This window comes from Streptomyces sp. NPDC012637 (assembly GCF_042954805.1).
In the GTDB taxonomy this organism is placed as follows: Bacteria; Actinomycetota; Actinomycetes; order Streptomycetales; family Streptomycetaceae; genus Streptomyces.
This window is the reverse complement of the sequence record NZ_JBIBDS010000009.1, coordinates 308,955-325,394: the sequence shown is the minus strand read 5'-3', so window position 1 is coordinate 325,394 and position 16,440 is coordinate 308,955. Positions and strand designations below refer to the sequence as shown.

At 70.6% G+C, this 16,440-nt stretch carries 11 protein-coding genes; 4 read left to right on the top strand and 7 right to left on the bottom strand.

Features of this window, described 5'->3' with window-relative positions:
* Positions 1-63: 63 nt before the first annotated feature.
* From ACFY8W_RS32245 to ACFY8W_RS32225, 5 genes are all read right to left on the bottom strand, one after another.
* Positions 64-1,125, bottom strand: a complete 1,062-nt coding sequence (locus ACFY8W_RS32245; protein ID WP_391112979.1) for a PAC2 family protein — start codon at positions 1,123-1,125, stop codon at positions 64-66.
* 154 nt (positions 1,126-1,279) lie between these two features.
* Positions 1,280-2,884 (bottom strand): FAD-dependent oxidoreductase, encoded by a 1,605-nt coding sequence (locus ACFY8W_RS32240; protein WP_391112976.1) that lies wholly within the window; start codon positions 2,882-2,884, stop codon positions 1,280-1,282.
* Between the two features lie 16 nt (positions 2,885-2,900).
* Entirely contained in the window at positions 2,901-4,451 is a 1,551-nt protein-coding gene (glpK, locus tag ACFY8W_RS32235; RefSeq protein WP_391113376.1) for a glycerol kinase GlpK, read from the bottom strand.
* A 35-nt stretch (positions 4,452-4,486) separates the two neighbouring features.
* A complete protein-coding gene (locus tag ACFY8W_RS32230; RefSeq protein ID WP_391112973.1) occupies positions 4,487-5,245 on the bottom strand; it encodes an MIP family channel protein in 759 nt (252 codons plus the stop codon).
* Positions 5,246-5,510: 265 nt separating this feature from the next.
* Complete coding sequence (locus ACFY8W_RS32225) at positions 5,511-6,275, bottom strand: IclR family transcriptional regulator C-terminal domain-containing protein (RefSeq protein WP_391112970.1); 765 nt, start codon at positions 6,273-6,275, stop codon at positions 5,511-5,513.
* A 244-nt stretch (positions 6,276-6,519) separates the two neighbouring features.
* Here ACFY8W_RS32225 and metH point away from each other — a divergent pair, with 244 nt between their 5' ends.
* The 4 genes from metH to ACFY8W_RS32205 all read left to right on the top strand — a co-directional run bounded on the left by metH (position 6,520) and on the right by ACFY8W_RS32205 (position 14,587).
* Complete coding sequence (metH, locus tag ACFY8W_RS32220; RefSeq protein ID WP_391112967.1) at positions 6,520-10,056, top strand: methionine synthase; 3,537 nt, start codon at positions 6,520-6,522, stop codon at positions 10,054-10,056.
* A 131-nt stretch (positions 10,057-10,187) separates the two neighbouring features.
* Complete coding sequence (locus ACFY8W_RS32215; protein ID WP_391112964.1) at positions 10,188-10,895, top strand: HAD-IA family hydrolase; 708 nt, start codon at positions 10,188-10,190, stop codon at positions 10,893-10,895.
* A 456-nt stretch (positions 10,896-11,351) separates the two neighbouring features.
* Complete coding sequence (locus tag ACFY8W_RS32210) at positions 11,352-12,941, top strand: ABC transporter substrate-binding protein (RefSeq protein WP_391112961.1); 1,590 nt, start codon at positions 11,352-11,354, stop codon at positions 12,939-12,941.
* A 68-nt stretch (positions 12,942-13,009) separates the two neighbouring features.
* Complete coding sequence (locus ACFY8W_RS32205) at positions 13,010-14,587, top strand: ABC transporter substrate-binding protein (protein WP_391112958.1); 1,578 nt, start codon at positions 13,010-13,012, stop codon at positions 14,585-14,587.
* Between the two features lie 71 nt (positions 14,588-14,658).
* Here ACFY8W_RS32205 and ACFY8W_RS32200 read toward each other — a convergent pair whose 3' ends face one another.
* Both ACFY8W_RS32200 and ACFY8W_RS32195 read right to left on the bottom strand, forming a co-directional pair.
* A complete protein-coding gene (locus ACFY8W_RS32200; RefSeq protein ID WP_391112955.1) occupies positions 14,659-15,330 on the bottom strand; it encodes a response regulator in 672 nt (223 codons plus the stop codon).
* Positions 15,331-15,380: 50 nt separating this feature from the next.
* The gene (locus tag ACFY8W_RS32195) at positions 15,381-16,304 is read right to left on the bottom strand and encodes a PD-(D/E)XK nuclease family protein (protein ID WP_391112952.1); all 924 of its coding nucleotides are present in this window, start codon (positions 16,302-16,304) and stop codon (positions 15,381-15,383) included.
* Positions 16,305-16,440 lie beyond the last annotated feature (136 nt).

Below are 16,440 nucleotides of genomic sequence, written 5' to 3'. Positions count from 1 at the left end.
TGTGACGTACACGCCGGGAGAACGCGTACGGGAGGGGCGGCCGCGCCACCCCTCCCGTACCGGTCACTCCTCGGCGTCGCCGCCGTCCGGCTCCCCGCCCGCGTCCGAGCTCCCTCCGGGGCCCGCGTCCGCGCCCCCCTCCGGGCCGGCGTCCGCGCCCGGGACCGCCTCGGGCCCCGGCTGCTGCGGCTTCGGCGGACGGGTCCGCTCGCCCGGGCCGTCCCGCAGGTACGAGGTGTCGCCGCCCTCCGTCGCCACGCCCGGACCCGGTCCCGGGCCCTGGCCCGGGTCACGGCGCCGCAGATAGCGCTCGAACTCGCGGGCGATGGCCTCGCCGGAGGCCTCCGGCAGCTCCGCCGTGTCCCGCGCCTCCTCCAGGGTCTGCACGTACTCGGCGACCTCGCTGTCCTCCGCGGCCAGCTGGTCCACGCCCAGCTGCCAGGCCCGCGCGTCCTCCGGCAGCTCGCCCAGCGGGATGCGCAGGTCGATCAGGTCCTCGAGACGGTTGAGCAGCGCCAGCGTGGCCTTCGGGTTCGGCGGCTGCGACACGTAGTGCGGCACGGCCGCCCACAGGCTCACCGCCGGCACGCCCGCGTGGGTGCAGGCCTCCTGGAGGATGCCCACGATGCCCGTCGGGCCCTCGTAGCGGGTCTCCTCCAGGTCCATCGTGCGGGCCAGGTCGGGGTCGGAGGTGACGCCGCTGACCGGCACCGGCCGCGTGTGCGGGGTGTCGCCGAGGAGCGCGCCCAGGATCACCACCATCTCCACGCCCAGCTCGTGGGCGAAGCCGAGCAGCTCGTTGCAGAACGAGCGCCAGCGCATCGACGGCTCGATCCCGCGCACCAGGACCAGGTCGCGGGGCTTCTCGCCGCCGATCCGCACCACGGAGAGCCGGGTCGTCGGCCAGGTGATCTTCCGGACGCCGCCGTCCAGCCACACCGTGGGCCGGTTGACCTGGAAGTCGTAGTAGTCCTCGGCGTCGAGCGCCGCGAACACCTCGCCCTTCCACTCCCGGTCCAGATGGGCGACCGCCGCGGAGGCGGCGTCACCGGCGTCGTTCCACCCCTCGAACGCGGCCACCATGACCGGGTCGATCAGCTCGGGAACCCCCTCGAGCTCGATCACCCAGTGCCTCCTTCGTCGAAGTTCCTGTCGTACGGACCAACCTTACGGCTTTCCCCGGCCGCGTCGGCCTTGATCAACTACCCAGGAAAGCCGGGCCGCACACGGAACGGGTAAGGGGCGGTCCCCAATGGAGACCGCCCCTTACCGCCCCGCCCTACTTGCGCAGCATGTCCTCGACCTTGCCGCGGATCTCGTCGGTGGCGAGGCCGCGGATGGTCAGGGTCGTGCGGCGGCGCAGCACGTCGTCCGCGGTCTCGGCCCACTCGAGGTCGCGGGCGTAGGCGACCTGGGCCCAGATCTCCGGCGCGTCGGGGTGGATGCGCTCGGCGAGGTCGGGGTTCTCGTTCGCCATGCGGGCGATGTCGAAGGCGAGCGAGCCGTAGTGCGTGGCCAGGTGCTTGGCGGTGTCGGCCGACATCCGCGGACCGGGCGCCGGGCCGTCCACGAGCAGCCGGTGGGCCACGGCGTTCGGGTTGGCGATGCCGGGCAGCGGCAGCCGCTTCGGCAGCGCGGAGACCGGCTCGTAGTCGTCGCCGAGCGGGCCGCCCGGGAGCGACTCCAGCTTCTTCATGATCGTGCGGCCGATGTGGCGGAAGGTGGTCCACTTGCCGCCGGCCACCGACAGCATGCCGCCGCGGCCCTCGGTGACGACCGTCTCGCGCTTGGCCTTCGAGGTGTCGCCGGGACCGCCCGGCAGCACCCGCAGGCCGGCGAAGGCGTAGGTGATCAGGGAGCGGTCGAGCTGCTGGTCGCGTATGGAGAAGGCGGCCTCGTCCAGGATCTGGGCGATGTCCTTGTCGTTGACGGCGACCTCGGCCGGGTCGCCCTCGTACTCCTCGTCGGTGGTGCCGAGCAGGAGCATGTCCTCCCAGGGGAGGGCGAAGGTGATCCGGTACTTGTCGATCGGGGTGGCCAGCGCGGCCTTCCACGGCGAGGTGCGCTTGAGCACCAGGTGGGCGCCCTTGGAGAGGCGGATGGAGGGCGCCGCGTTGGGGTCCTCCATCTTCCGCAGGTGGTCGACCCACGGGCCGGTGGCGTTGAGCACCAGGCGGGCGGTGACGCCGAACTCCTCGCCGGACAGCCGGTCCCTGAGCTCGGCGCCGGTGACCCGGCCCCGGGTGAAGCGCAGGCCGGTGACCTCGGCGTGGTTGAGGACGACCGCGCCGGCGTCGACGGCGGCGCGGACCGTCATCAGGGCCATGCGGGCGTCGTTCATCTGGTCGTCGCCGTAGACGGCGACGGCCTTCAGGTTGTCGGTGCGCAGCTCCGGCACGTCCTGGGCGGCCTTGGCGGGGCTCAGCAGGTGGCCGACGCCGTCGCCGAAGGCGGACAGGGCGCTGTAGGCGAAGACGCCGGCGCCGAGCTTGGCCGCGCCGTGCGGGCCGCCCTTGTAGACGGGCAGGTAGAACGTGAGCGGGTTGGACAGGTGGGGGGCCACCTGGCGGGAGACCGCGCGCCGCTCGAAGTGGTTCTCCGCGACGAGCTTGACCGCGCCGGTCTGCAGGTAGCGCAGACCGCCGTGGAGGAGCTTGGAGGAGGCGGAGGAGGTGGCGCCGGCGAAGTCGCCGGCGTCCACCAGGGCCACCCGCAGTCCGGACTGCGCGGCGTGCCAGGCGGTGGAGATGCCCAGGATGCCGCCGCCGATCACCAGGAGGTCGTACGTCGCCTTGGACAGCTGCTCCCGGGTCTCGGCGCGGGTCGGAAGGGAACCGGCAGCCGGGTGCATCCCCAGGGAGGGGAGGCTCTGCAGGGTGGTCATCGCAACTTACTCCTCGTCAGTTCTCTTCTTCTTCGAGCCAGCCCATGGAGCGCTCTACGGCCTTGAGCCAGTTCTTGTACTCGCTGTCACGCTTGTCGGCGTCCATGCGAGGGGTCCACTCGGCGGCCCGGCGCCAGTTGGCGCGCAGGGCGTCGGTGTCGGGCCAGAAGCCGACGGCCAGGCCGGCGGCGTAGGCGGCGCCGAGGCAGGTGGTCTCGGCGACCATCGGGCGCACGACGGGGGCGTCCAGGAAGTCGGAGAGGGTCTGCATCAGCAGGTTGTTGGAGGTCATGCCGCCGTCGACCTTGAGGGCCGTCAGCTCGACGCCGGAGTCCTTGGTCATGGCGTCGGTGATCTCGCGGGTCTGCCAGGCGGTGGCCTCCAGGACGGCACGGGCGATGTGCGCCTTGGTGACGTACCGGGTGAGGCCGGCGATGACACCGCGGGCGTCGGAGCGCCAGTACGGGGCGAAGAGGCCCGAGAACGCCGGCACGAAGTAGGCGCCGCCGTTGTCCTCGACGGAGGAGGCGAGCGTCTCGATCTCGGCGGCGGACTTGATGAGGCCCATCTGGTCGCGCATCCACTGGACGAGCGAGCCGGTGACGGCGATCGAGCCCTCCAGGGCGTAGACCGGCTTCTCGTCGCCGATCTGGTAGCCGACCGTGGTCAGCAGGCCGCTGTAGGAGTTGATGATCTTGTCGCCGGTGTTCATCAGCATGAACGTTCCGGTGCCGTACGTGGACTTGGCCTCGCCCTCGGCGAAGCAGGTCTGGCCGAACAGGGCGGCCTGCTGGTCGCCGAGTGCGGAAGCGACCGGGACGCCGTCGAGGACGCCGCCCTTGACCGTGCCGTACACCTCGGCGGAGGAGCGGATCTCCGGCAGCACCGTGGCCGGGATGTCCATGGAGGCGAGGATGCGCTCGTCCCAGGCCATCTCGTGAAGGTTCATCAGGAGGGTGCGGGAGGCGTTGGTGACGTCGGTGACGTGGTGGCCGCCCTCGACACCGCCGGTCAGGTTCCAGATGACCCAGGAGTCCATGGTGCCGAAGAGGATGTCGCCGCGCTCGGCGCGCTCGCGCAGGCCCTCGACGTTGTCGAGCAGCCAGCGGACCTTGGGGCCGGAGAAGTACGAGGCGAGCGGGAGGCCGGTCTCGCGGCGGAAGCGGTCCTGGCCGACGTTGCGGCCGAGTTCCTTGCACAGGCCGTCGGTGCGGGTGTCCTGCCAGACCAGCGCGTTGTGCACCGGCTCGCCGGTGTTCTTGTCCCACATCAGGGTGGTCTCGCGCTGGTTGGTGATGCCGATCGCCTTGACGTCGGCCGCGGTGATGCCGGCCTTGGCGATGGCGCCGGCGACGACCTCCTGGACGTTGGTCCAGATCTCGGTGGCGTCGTGCTCGACCCAGCCCGGCTTCGGGAAGATCTGCTCGTGCTCCTTCTGGTCGACGGAGACGATGCGGCCGTCCTTGTCGAAGACGATGCAGCGGGACGAGGTGGTGCCCTGGTCGATGGCGGCGATGAACGGCCCCGCGCCGTGGGAGGCAGTGGCGGCGGTGTGGGCGTCGGTCACGGTGTACTCCAAGGGAAGTCTGGAAGAAGGACGGCTCAGGCGAACGCGATGTTGTAGATGCCCGCGGCGATGGCGCCGCCGACCAGCGGGCCGACGACCGGGATCCAGGCGTAGCTCCAGTCGGAGCCGCCCTTGTTCGGCAGCGGGAGCAGGGCGTGCACGATGCGCGGGCCGAGGTCACGGGCCGGGTTGATCGCGTAGCCGGTCGGGCCGCCGAGCGAGAGGCCGATGGAGACGACGACGAAGGCGGTGATCAGGGCGCCGATGACGCCGAGGCCCTTGCCGCTGTCGTTGAGGCCCTGGGTGAGCACGGCGAGCACGAGCACGACGGTGCCGATGATCTCGGTGGCCAGGTTCTGCCAGGTGTTGCGGATCTCGGGGCCGGTGGAGAAGACACCGAGCACCGGGCCGGGGCCTTCGACGGGCTTCTCGCCGACGGTCTCGGGGTCCGTGAGGTGGGCCCGGAACTGGCCGTAGTAGGCGATCCACACGAGCGCCGCGCCGATCATGGCACCGAGCATCTGACCGGCGACGTAGACCGGCACGTCGCTCCAGTCGCCGCTCTTGATCGCTATGCCGATCGTGACGGCGGGGTTCAGATGGGCGCCGGAGAGGGAAGCGGTCATGTAGACCGCCGTCATGACGGCGAAGCCCCACCCGAAGGTGATCGCAAGCCAGCCCGCGTTGCGGGCCTTGGAGCTCTTCAGCGTGACGGCGGCGCACACGCCACCGCCGAGCAGGATGAGTACGGCGGTACCGATGGTCTCGCCGAGGAAGATGTCGGAGCTGGACACCCGCGACTCCTTTGTCCTTCGTCCAGGGGAAGGCGAACCACGGGTCACTCCGATGGTTCGCGCCCTCGTGTGAGGGCGTTTTCGGCCCTTGGCACTGCCATACCTTAGCGCGTATTGCCGGTACCTGTTCGACAATGCCGACCGATGAACGGAAGTTTTGCGCCAGGGTTAACAGCGCGTCAAGGGTCGCGAGCGCGAAAAACCCGCCGATAACGCGATCGTTACCGACGGGTTCTGGGGTGCCCGGGCGAGGCCGGGCGCCAGGTCAGAAGCGGCCCGCCCCCAGGTCGCGGGAGACCGCGCGGGCGCAGTCCCGGACGGCCGCCACGAGCTCCGAGCGCAGCTCGCCGCCCGCGCAGACCCGCTCCACCGCGCCCGTGATGGCCACCGCTCCCACCGGCATCCGGCGCCGGTCGTGGATGGGGGCCGCCACCGAGGCCACGCCCTCCCAGGTCTCCTCCACGTCCGCCGCCCAGCCGCGCGCCCGCGTCATGTCGAGCAGCGTCTCGAAGTCCGTGAGCTCGGTGACCGTCCGCGGTGTGAACGGCTCCCGCTCGACCTCCACCGCCTCGCTGTGCGCCACCGGGTCGTACGCCGAGAGCACCTTGCCCAGGGCCGTGGAGTGCAGCGGCTGCATGGCCCCCACCTCCAGGACCTGGCGGCTGTCGTCCGGCCGGAAGACGTGGTGGACGATGAGCACGCCCTGCTGGTGCAGCACGCCCAGGTGGACGCTCTCCCCGCTGGACCGGGCCAGGTCGTCCGTCCAGACCAGGGCCCGCGCGCGCAGCTCGTGCACGTCCAGATAGCTGTTGCCGAGGCGCAGCAGCTCCGCGCCCAGCTGGTAGCGGCCGGACGCCGGGTCCTGCTCCACGAACCCCTCCGCCTGGAGGGTGCGCAGGATGCCGTGCGCCGTGCCCTTGGCGAGGCCGAGCGAGGAGGCGATGTCGGACAGGCCGAGCCGGCGCTCGCCGCCCGCGAGCAGTCGCAGCATCGCCGCCGCCCGTTCAAGCGACTGGATGTTCTTCGCCATCGCCCGGCCCTTCTCCCTCACATGCTGTTCGACAATGCTGAACACTATCGGTCGATGCCGACCTTGTGTCACACCTGACAGTGTCGGACAAGAACGGGCCGGACCGGGAGTCCCCGGACACAGGATGCCGTCCACCTGCTGGAACCCCATGTCCACCCCGGCGCTCACGCGGCTAGTCTGGGCGCGTGCACCCTCCGCCGAGAGTGCAAAGCCGACAGCCGTCGCATCCCAGGGAGCCTTATCCATGGCCTCGTCGCCGACCCGTTCCGCCGCACCCGCAACCGCCGCCCAGCGGGCCGACGCCCTCCGCGAGGCCTTCGCCTCCCGGGTCGTCGTCTCCGACGGCGCCATGGGCACGATGCTCCAGGCGCAGGATCCCTCCCTCGAGGACTTCCAGCAGCTCGAGGGCTGTAACGAGATCCTGAACGTCTCCCGCCCGGACATCGTCCGCTCGGTCCACGACGCGTACCTCGCGGTCGGCACCGACTGCGTCGGCACCAACACCTTCAACTGCAACTTCTCCGCGCTCGGCGAGTACGACATCGCCCACCGCATCCACGAGCTCTCCGAGGCCGGCGCCCGCATCGCCCGCGAGGCCGCCGACGCGTACACGGAGGAGACGGGACAGCAGCGCTGGGTCCTCGGCTCGATGGGCCCCGGCACCAAGCTCCCCACGCTCGGCCACGTCGAGTACGGCACCATCCGCGACGCCTACCAGCAGAACGCCGAGGGCCTCCTCGCCGGCGGCGCCGACGCCCTCCTCGTCGAGACCACCCAGGACCTCCTCCAGACCAAGGCCGCGATCATCGCCGCCCACCGCGCGATGGAGGTCGCCGGCTACACCGTCCCGCTGATCACCTCGGTCACCGTCGAGACCACCGGCACCATGCTGCTCGGCTCCGAGATCGGCGCCGCGCTCACCGCGCTCGAGCCGCTCGGCATCGACATGATCGGCATGAACTGCGCCACCGGCCCCGCCGAGATGAGCGAGCACCTGCGCTACCTCGCCCGGCACGCGGGCATCGCGCTCTCCTGCATGCCCAACGCCGGTCTGCCCGTCCTGACCAAGGACGGCGCGCACTACCCGCTCTCGGCCGCCGAGCTCGCCGACGCCCACGAGACCTTCGTGAACGAGTACGGCCTCAGCCTGGTCGGCGGCTGCTGCGGCACCACGCCCGAGCACCTGCGCCAGGTCGTCGAGCGCGTCCGCGGTGTCGTCCCGCCCGTCCGCGAGCCGCACCCCGAGCCGGGCGCCGCATCCCTCTACCAGACCGTCCCGTTCCGCCAGGACACCTCGTACCTCGCCATCGGCGAGCGGACGAACGCCAACGGCTCGAAGAAGTTCCGCGAGGCCATGCTGGAGGCCCGGTGGGACGACTGCGTCGAGATGGCCCGCGACCAGATCCGCGAGGGCGCGCACATGCTCGACCTCTGCGTCGACTACGTCGGCCGGGACGGCGTCGCCGACATGAAGGAGCTGGCCGGCCGCTTCGCCACCGCCTCCACCCTGCCGATCGTCCTCGACTCCACCGAGGTCGACGTCATCGAGGCCGGCCTGGAGAAGCTCGGCGGCCGGGCCGTCATCAACTCGGTCAACTACGAGGACGGCGACGGCCCGGAGTCCCGCTTCGCGAAGGTCACCCGCCTCGCCCAGCAGCACGGCGCCGCCCTGATCGCCCTCACCATCGACGAGGAGGGCCAGGCCCGCACCGTCGAGAAGAAGGTCGAGATCGCCGAGCGGCTCATCGACGACCTCACGGGCAACTGGGGCATCCGCGAGTCGGACATCCTCATCGACACCCTGACCTTCACCATCTGCACCGGTCAGGAGGAGTCGCGCAAGGACGGCATCGCCACGATCGAGGCGATCCGCGAGCTCAAGCGGCGCCACCCGGACGTCCAGACCACGCTCGGCCTGTCCAACATCTCCTTCGGCCTCAACCCGGCCGCGCGCATCCTGCTCAACTCCGTCTTCCTGGACGAGTGCGTGAAGGCGGGCCTGGACTCGGCCATCGTCCACGCGTCGAAGATCCTCCCGATCGCCCGCTTCGACGAGGAGCAGGTCACCACCGCCCTCGACCTGATCTACGACCGGCGTGCCCCCGCGGAGGGCGACAAGCCGGCCTACGACCCGCTGCAGAAGCTGATGGCCCTGTTCGAGGGCGCCACCGCCAAGTCCCTGAAGGCCGGCAAGGCGGAGGAACTGGCCGCCCTGCCGCTGGAGGAGCGCCTCAAGCGGCGGATCATCGACGGCGAGAAGAACGGTCTGGAGGCGGACCTCGACGAGGCCCTGACCACCACGCCCGCGCTCGACATCGTCAACAACACGCTGCTCGACGGCATGAAGGTGGTCGGCGAGCTGTTCGGCTCCGGCCAGATGCAGCTGCCGTTCGTGCTCCAGTCCGCCGAGGTGATGAAGACCGCGGTTGCCTACCTGGAGCCGCACATGGAGAAGTCCGACGCCGAGGGCAAGGGCACGATCGTGCTCGCCACCGTGCGCGGCGACGTCCACGACATCGGCAAGAACCTCGTCGACATCATCCTGTCCAACAACGGCTACAACGTCGTCAACCTGGGCATCAAGCAGCCCGTCTCCGCGATCCTGGAGGCCGCCGAGGAGCACGCCGCCGACGTGATCGGCATGTCGGGCCTCCTGGTGAAGTCCACGGTGATCATGAAGGAGAACCTGGAGGAGCTGAACCAGCGCGAGCTGGCCGCCAGGTACCCGGTGATCCTCGGCGGCGCCGCCCTCACCCGGGCCTACGTCGAGCAGGACCTGCACGAGATCTACCAGGGCGAGGTCCGCTACGCCCGCGACGCCTTCGAGGGCCTGCGCCTGATGGACGCCCTCATCGCCGTCAAGCGCGGCGTGCCCGGCGCGGCCCTGCCCGAGCTCAAGCAGCGCCGGGTCGCCAAGGGCGCCGCCACCCTCCAGGTCGACGAGCCGGAGCCGGGCGGCCGCTCGGACGTCGCCACCGACAACCCGGTGCCGACGCCCCCGTTCTGGGGCACCCGGGTCGTCAAGGGCATCCAGCTCAAGGAGTACGCGAGCTGGCTCGACGAAGGCGCCCTGTTCAAGGGCCAGTGGGGCCTCAAGCAGAACCGCGCCGGCGACGGCCCCTCGTACGAGGAGCTCGTCGAGAGCGAGGGCCGGCCGCGGCTGCGCGGCTGGCTGGAGCGCCTGCACACGGAGAACCTCCTGGAGGCGGCCGTCGTCCACGGCTACTTCCCCTGCGTCTCCAAGGGCGACGACCTGATCATCCTCGACGATGCGGGCAACGAGCGCACGCGCTTCACCTTCCCGCGCCAGCGGCGCGGCCGGCGCCTGTGCCTCGCGGACTTCTTCCGCCCGGAGGAGTCCGGCGAGACCGACGTGGTCGGCCTCCAGGTCGTCACCGTCGGCTCGAGGATCGGCGAGGCCACGGCCAAGCTCTTCGCGTCCGACTCCTACCGCGACTACCTCGAACTCCACGGCCTGTCCGTGCAGCTGGCCGAGGCCCTCGCCGAGTACTGGCACGCCCGGGTCCGCGCCGAGCTCGGCTTCGGCGGCGAGGACCCCGAGGACGTCGAGGACATGTTCGCGCTCAAGTACCGCGGCGCGCGCTTCTCGCTCGGCTACGGCGCCTGCCCCGACCTGGAGGACCGCGCCAAGATCGCCGAGCTCCTGGAGCCGGAGCGGATCGGCGTCCACCTCTCGGAGGAGTTCCAGTTGCACCCCGAGCAGTCCACTGACGCCATCGTCATCCATCACCCGGAGGCGAAGTACTTCAACGCTCGGTAACCGGTGCGCGGGTAAATCCCTGCGCCTGATGTGATCCGGACGTACACTGGTCGGTCCAGTGCAGGCCGGTCGCCCACCCCCGTGCCGGGGAGGGTGGCCGGCCTCTTCGTCCCTCCGTGGAGGTGTGCCGGATGACCAGTACGGTCCCCGCGTCCTTGTTCCGTGCCAACGGCAGCTCCGCCCTGCAGGCGGTCTTCCTCGACATGGACGGCACCCTCGTCGACACCGAGGGATTCTGGTGGGACGCGGAGGTGGAGGTCTTCGCCGACCTCGGGCACCGGCTCGACGAGGCCTGGCGGGACGTCGTCGTGGGCGGGCCCATGACGCGCAGCGCCGGCTATCTGATCGAGGCCACGGGCGCCGACATCACCCTGGAGGAGCTCACCGTGCTGCTCAACGAGAAGTTCGAGCAGCGCATCGACCGGGGCGTGCCGCTGATGCCCGGCGCCGACCGGCTGCTCACCGAGCTGGCCCGGCACAGCATCCCGACCGCCCTGGTCTCCGCCTCGCACCGCCGGATCATCGACCGGGTGCTCGCCTCGCTCGGCCGCGACCGGTTCGCACTGACCGTCGCGGGCGACGAGGTGACCCGCACCAAGCCGCACCCGGAGCCGTATCTGACCGCCGCCCGTGGCGTCGGGGCCGAACCCGCGCTGTGCGCGGTCGTCGAGGACACCGCGACCGGCGTCGCGGCGGCCGAGGCGGCCGGCTGCCGGGTCGTCGCGGTGCCCTCCGTCGCCCCGATCGCGGCCTCCGCGGGCCGGGTCGTGGTCCGCTCCCTGGAAGAGGTCGACGTGCCCTTCCTGCGGACGCTCATCGCCTCGCCCAGGGGACGCTGACCGACCGCGCCGTTCGCGCCCGGAAACTTCAGGCCATCCACCGGAAAGAACCCTGAGTGACATTGGTCACCCAGAGTGCCGACCGGAGGGTGGCCTGTCTGCGTGCGGTGTCCCGAAACCACCGGTTACACCCCGCCCATGTGTCCCGGTTCGCTCCCCACCGTACGAATCATTCCCGCGCATGACTATCGAACGCACCGTATTCATGCTCGCCAGCCGTGCGCCTTCGCGACCTTCCCCGTCCGGTGGCACTGGTGTAGCCCACTAATCTTTCGCACGTACTCCGCCGCACCCACCGCGTGCCCCGGCGCCCACCCGAGTCGCCGTGTACACAGGACCGATCGCACCCCCATTCCGGCCCGATCGCCGCGCCCCGACCGGGCGTCCGGCGGAGTGACCGAAGCCGCTGTACCAGTGCCGGCCGTCACCCCGTGCCGGATGAGGAGAACGTCCCTGATGAACCGCAAGACCCTGGTGCTGCCGATCGTGGCCGCACTGCTCACCCCCCTGCTCGCCGGCTGCGGTGGAGGGGACCAGAGCAGAGCGATCGTCGTCGGCACCACGGACCAGTTCGTCGCCACCGAGGACGCCCCGGCACCGCTCGACCCCGCCTTCGCCTACGACACCGGCGCCTGGAACATCCTGCGCCAGACCCTGCAGACCCTCATGCACGTCCCGCGCGGCGGCGGCGCACCGGTCCCCGAGGCCGCCGAGAGCTGCGGCTTCTCCGACAAGGAGAGCGAGAGCTACCGCTGCAAGCTCCGCGAGGGACTCACCTTCGCCGACGGCACCCCGATCACCGCCGAGGACGTCAGGTTCTCCGTCGAGCGCGTCCTCGCCATCAAGTCCGACAACGGCACCGCCGCGCTCCTCGCCAACATCGACACCGTCGAGACCAAGGGCGACCTCGAGGTGATCTTCCACCTCAAGACGCCCGACGCGACCTTCCCGTACAAGCTCTCCACGCCCGTCGCCGGCATCCTCAGCAAGGACAAGTACGACGGCAAGTCGCTGCGCGAGGGCTTCGACGTCGACGGCTCCGGCCCCTACACGATGAAGGCCGAGCGCGACGGCGACAAGGTGACGAAGTTCGTCTTCACCAAGAACACCCGCTACCAGGGCGACATCACCCTGCGCAACGACAAGGTCGAACTGCGCACCTTCGGCGACGCCGACGGCATGGACAAGGCGCTGCGCTCCGACGACATCGACATGGCCGGCCGCGCCATGTCGCAGCCGCAGATCAAGGAACTCACCGAGAAGCCCCAGGAGGGCATCGACCTCACCGAGGTCCCCGGTCTGGAGATCCGCTACCTCGCCTTCAACACCAAGGCCCCCGCCGTCAAGGAGAAGGCCGTCCGGCAGGCCATGGCCTCCGTCGTCGACCGCGGCAAGCTGATCGACAAGGTCTACGGCCCCACCGCCGAGCCCCTCTACTCGCTGATCCCCTCCAGCGTCACCGGCCACGCCACCTCGTTCATCGACACCTACGGCGAGCCCGACGCGTCCAAGGCCGCCAAGCTGCTGCGCGAGGCCGGCGTCAAGACGCCCGTGCCGGTCACCCTGCACTACACCACCGACCACTACGGCGCCGAGACGGCCGACGAGTTCGAGGCGCTGCGCGCCCAGCTCAACGCCACCAAGCTCTTCGACGCCCGCGTCCAGGGCACCGAATGGTCCAAGTTCCGCCCGGCCCAGAAGCGCGGCGACTACGCCGTCTACGGCCTCGGCTGGTTCCCCGACTACCCGGACCCGGACAACTACGTCGCTCCGTTCCTCGACAGCGACAACTTCCTCAACACCCCCTACGTCAACCAGTCCGTCCGTGACCGGCTGATCCCGCAGTCGCGCCGCGAGGCCGACCGCACGGCCGCCGCCCCGGTCTTCGAGCAGATCCAGAAGATCGTCGCCACGGACGTCCCCGTCCTGCCCCTGTGGCAGGGCAAGCAGTACGTCGCCGCCCGCGACGACATCACCGGCGTCGAGTGGTCGCTCAACACCTCCTCCGACCTGCTCCTGTGGGAGCTCGGCCGCGGCACCGCCTGACCCCTTCGTTGTACCGGCCGCGCAGCGGTTGCGCGGCCGGCCTGGCAAGAGATCAAGAGGCAAGTTCTGTGAAGGCACACAACAAGTGGCTGACCGCCCCGCTCGCCGCGGGCCTGGCCGCGACCCTGCTCAGCGGCTGCGGCACCGAACAGGGCGGTGACTCCGGAGGCTCCGGGTCCGCCGTGCGCGTCGGCATGTCGGACGAGATCATGGCGACCGACCCGGCCGCCGGTTACGACCCCGGCTCCTGGCTGCTGTTCAACAACGTCTTCCAGTCCCTGCTCGCCTTCCCCAAGGGCGCCTCCGAGCCCGAGCCCGAGGCGGCCGACAAGTGCGGCTTCTCCGGCGGCAGCAAGGTCTACACCTGCACCCTGCGCGACGGCCTCAAGTTCTCCAACGGCAATCCGCTCACCTCGGAGGACGTCAAGTTCTCCTTCGAGCGCGCCCTGAAGATCGCCGACCCCAACGGCCCGGCCCCGCTGCTCTCCTCGATCGACTCCATCGAGACCCCCGACGAGAAGACCGTCGTCTTCAAGCTGAAGGTTCCCGACGCCACCTTCCCCAGCAAGATCGCCTCGGGCGCCGGTTCCATCGTCGACCACCGCGAGTACCAGGCCGACGGGCTGCGCACCGACGGCAAGGCCGTCGGCTCCGGCCCGTACAAGCTCGACTCGATCAGCGACACCGAGGCCGTCTTCAGCGCCAACAGCGCCTACCAGGGCAACGCCAAGCGGAAGAACGGCAGCGTCACGCTCAAGCTCTACCAGGGCGACCGCGAGGCCCTGGCCAAGGCCCTCTCGGACGGCGACGTGGACGTCGCCTACCGAGGCCTGTCCGCCGACGACATAGCCGCCCTGGAGAACTCCCAGGGCGACAAGGGCATCCAGGTCGTCCAGGGCTCCAGCGCCGAGGTCCAGCACATGGTCTTCAACGTCAAGGACCCGGTCGTCGGCAAGCTCGGCGTCCGCAAGGCCATCGCCCACCTCGTCGACCGCGAGGCGCTCGTCCAGAACGTCTACAAGTCGACCGCGACGCCGCTGTACTCCATCGTCCCGGCCGGCATCGCCGGACACTCCACCTCGTTCTTCGACACCTACGGCGAGCCCGACAAGGCCAAGGCCAAGGCCGCGCTGCGCAAGGACGGGATCACCGGCAAGGTCAAGCTCACCCTCTGGTCCACGCCGAACCGCTTCGGCCCCTCCACCGACCAGATGATGGAGGCCATCGCCACCCAGCTCAACGCCAGCGGCCTGTTCGACGCGAAGGTCGAGTCCGTCTCCTTCGAGAAGTACGAGAAGGACATCGCGGCCGGCAAGTACGGCGTGTACGTCCGCGGCTGGGTCCCCGACTACCCGGACGCCGACAACTTCACCTCCCCGTTCTTCGGCGACGACAACGTCCTCGGCAACCGCTACGAGAACGCCCTGATCACCGGCGAGCTGCTGCCGGCCGTCGCCGCGTCCCCCGACCGGTCCGAGACCGGCTCCACGTACACCAAGGTCCAGGACCTCGTCGCCGACGAGCTCCCGCTGCTGCCGCTGTGGCAGGGCAAGCAGTACGCGGTGGCCCGCGAGGGCGTCACCGGCCTCGAGTGGACCCTCGACGCCTCCACCGTCTTCCGCTTCTGGGAGATCAAGAAGGGCTGACGGCTCCTCCGGCACGACGAGGGCCCGGCGCGCACGCAGCGCACCGGGCCCTCACCCGTACCCCCGGTGACTCACTGCGCGCCCGGGCGCACCAGACCGCTCTCGTACGCGTAGACCGCCGCCTGCACCCGGTCCCGCAGGCCCAGCTTCGTCAGCACATGACCGACGTGCGTCTTCACCGTCGTCTCGCTGACGAACAGGTCCGCCGCGATCTCCGCGTTCGACAGACCGCGCGCGACCAGCTTCAGCACCTCTACCTCGCGGTCGGTCAGCGTGTTCAGCGTGTCCGGCACCTGCTCGTCGCCCGACGGCAGGTGCGCCGAGTACTTGTCGAGCAGTCGGCGCGTGATCGACGGCGCCAGCATCGCCTCGCCCGCCGCCACCACCCGGATCGCCTGCACCAGCTCGTGCGCCGGGGCGTCCTTCAGGAGGAAACCGCTCGCCCCCGCCTTCAGCGCCTCCACCACGTACTCGTCGAGGTCGAACGTGGTCAGCACCAGCACCTTCGCCGGGCCGTCCCGGCCCGGACCGGTGATCTGCCGCGTGGCCTCCACCCCGTCCATCCGCGGCATCCGGATGTCCATCAGCACCACATCGGGCTGCAGCGCCCGCACCTGGTCCAGAGCCTGCAGGCCGTCCCCGGCCTCGCCCACCACCGCCAGATCCTGTTCGGCCTCCAGGATCATCCGGAAACCGGTGCGCAGCAGCGGCTGGTCGTCGACCAGTAGGACGCGGATAGCCACGGACAACTCCTTCACGGCGTGGGCTGGACGTGATCCATTCTGCCCTGGGGCTACTCCGCGGACTCCGGCGGGCGCGCGGGCACCACCGGCAGCGGATACACCGGGGGAGTGCCGCCGAACTCCGGACACACCGCCTGGTGGTCGCACCAGCCGCACAGCTTCGTCGGCCGCGGCCGCCAGTCACCCGTCTCCGTCGCCAGCCGGATCGCCTCCCACAGCGCGTGCAGCTTGCGCTCCACCCGCAGCAGATCCGCCTCCACCGGGTCGTACGTCAGCACGTCGCCGCTGCCCAGGTACACCAGCTGGAGCCGGCGCGGCACCACGTTCTTCAGCCGCCACACCACCAACGCGTAGAACTTCATCTGGAACAGCGCGCCCTCGCTGTACTCCGGGCGCGGCGCCTTGCCCGTCTTGTAGTCGACGATCCGCACCTCGCCCGTCGGCGCCACGTCCACCCGGTCGATCACCCCGCGCAGCCGCAGCCCGGACGCCAGCTCCGTCTCCACGAACAGCTCGCGCTCCGCCGGCTCGAGACGCGTCGGGTCCTCCAGCGTGAACCACCGCTCGACCAGCGCCTCCGCCTCCGACAGCCACCGCGCGAGCTTCTCGGCGCGCGGCTCCGTCGGATCCGTGTCCGACGCGTCAGCGGCGCCCCCAGGACCCTCCGCGGTCTCCGCGAACAGATCGGCGAGCTCCGGACGCGACTCCAGCAGCCGGTCCCACTGCCCCGGGATCAGCGCCTTCGCCCGCGGCACCGTCCGCTCCGCCGCCGGCGCGTCGAACAGCCGCTCCAGGACCGCGTGCACCAGCGTGCCGCGGGTCGCCGCCGCGCTCGGCTTCTCCGGCAGCCGGTCGATCACCCGGAACCGGTACAGCAGGGGGCACTGCATGAAGTCGCTCGCCCGCGAAGGCGACAGCGACACGGGCGGCCGTGCCTCCACGGCGCCCACCGGCGGCTGCTCGCTCGTACTCATGACACAGACCCTACGGCGCGCCACCGACAGTCCGTGCCCGTCCGACCCTGATCCACCCGACGGGCGCGCGCGGAATACCATCGACGCAGGACCCGTCGCGCTGCATGATCGAACCGCGACCGAGTGCGCGGGCCGA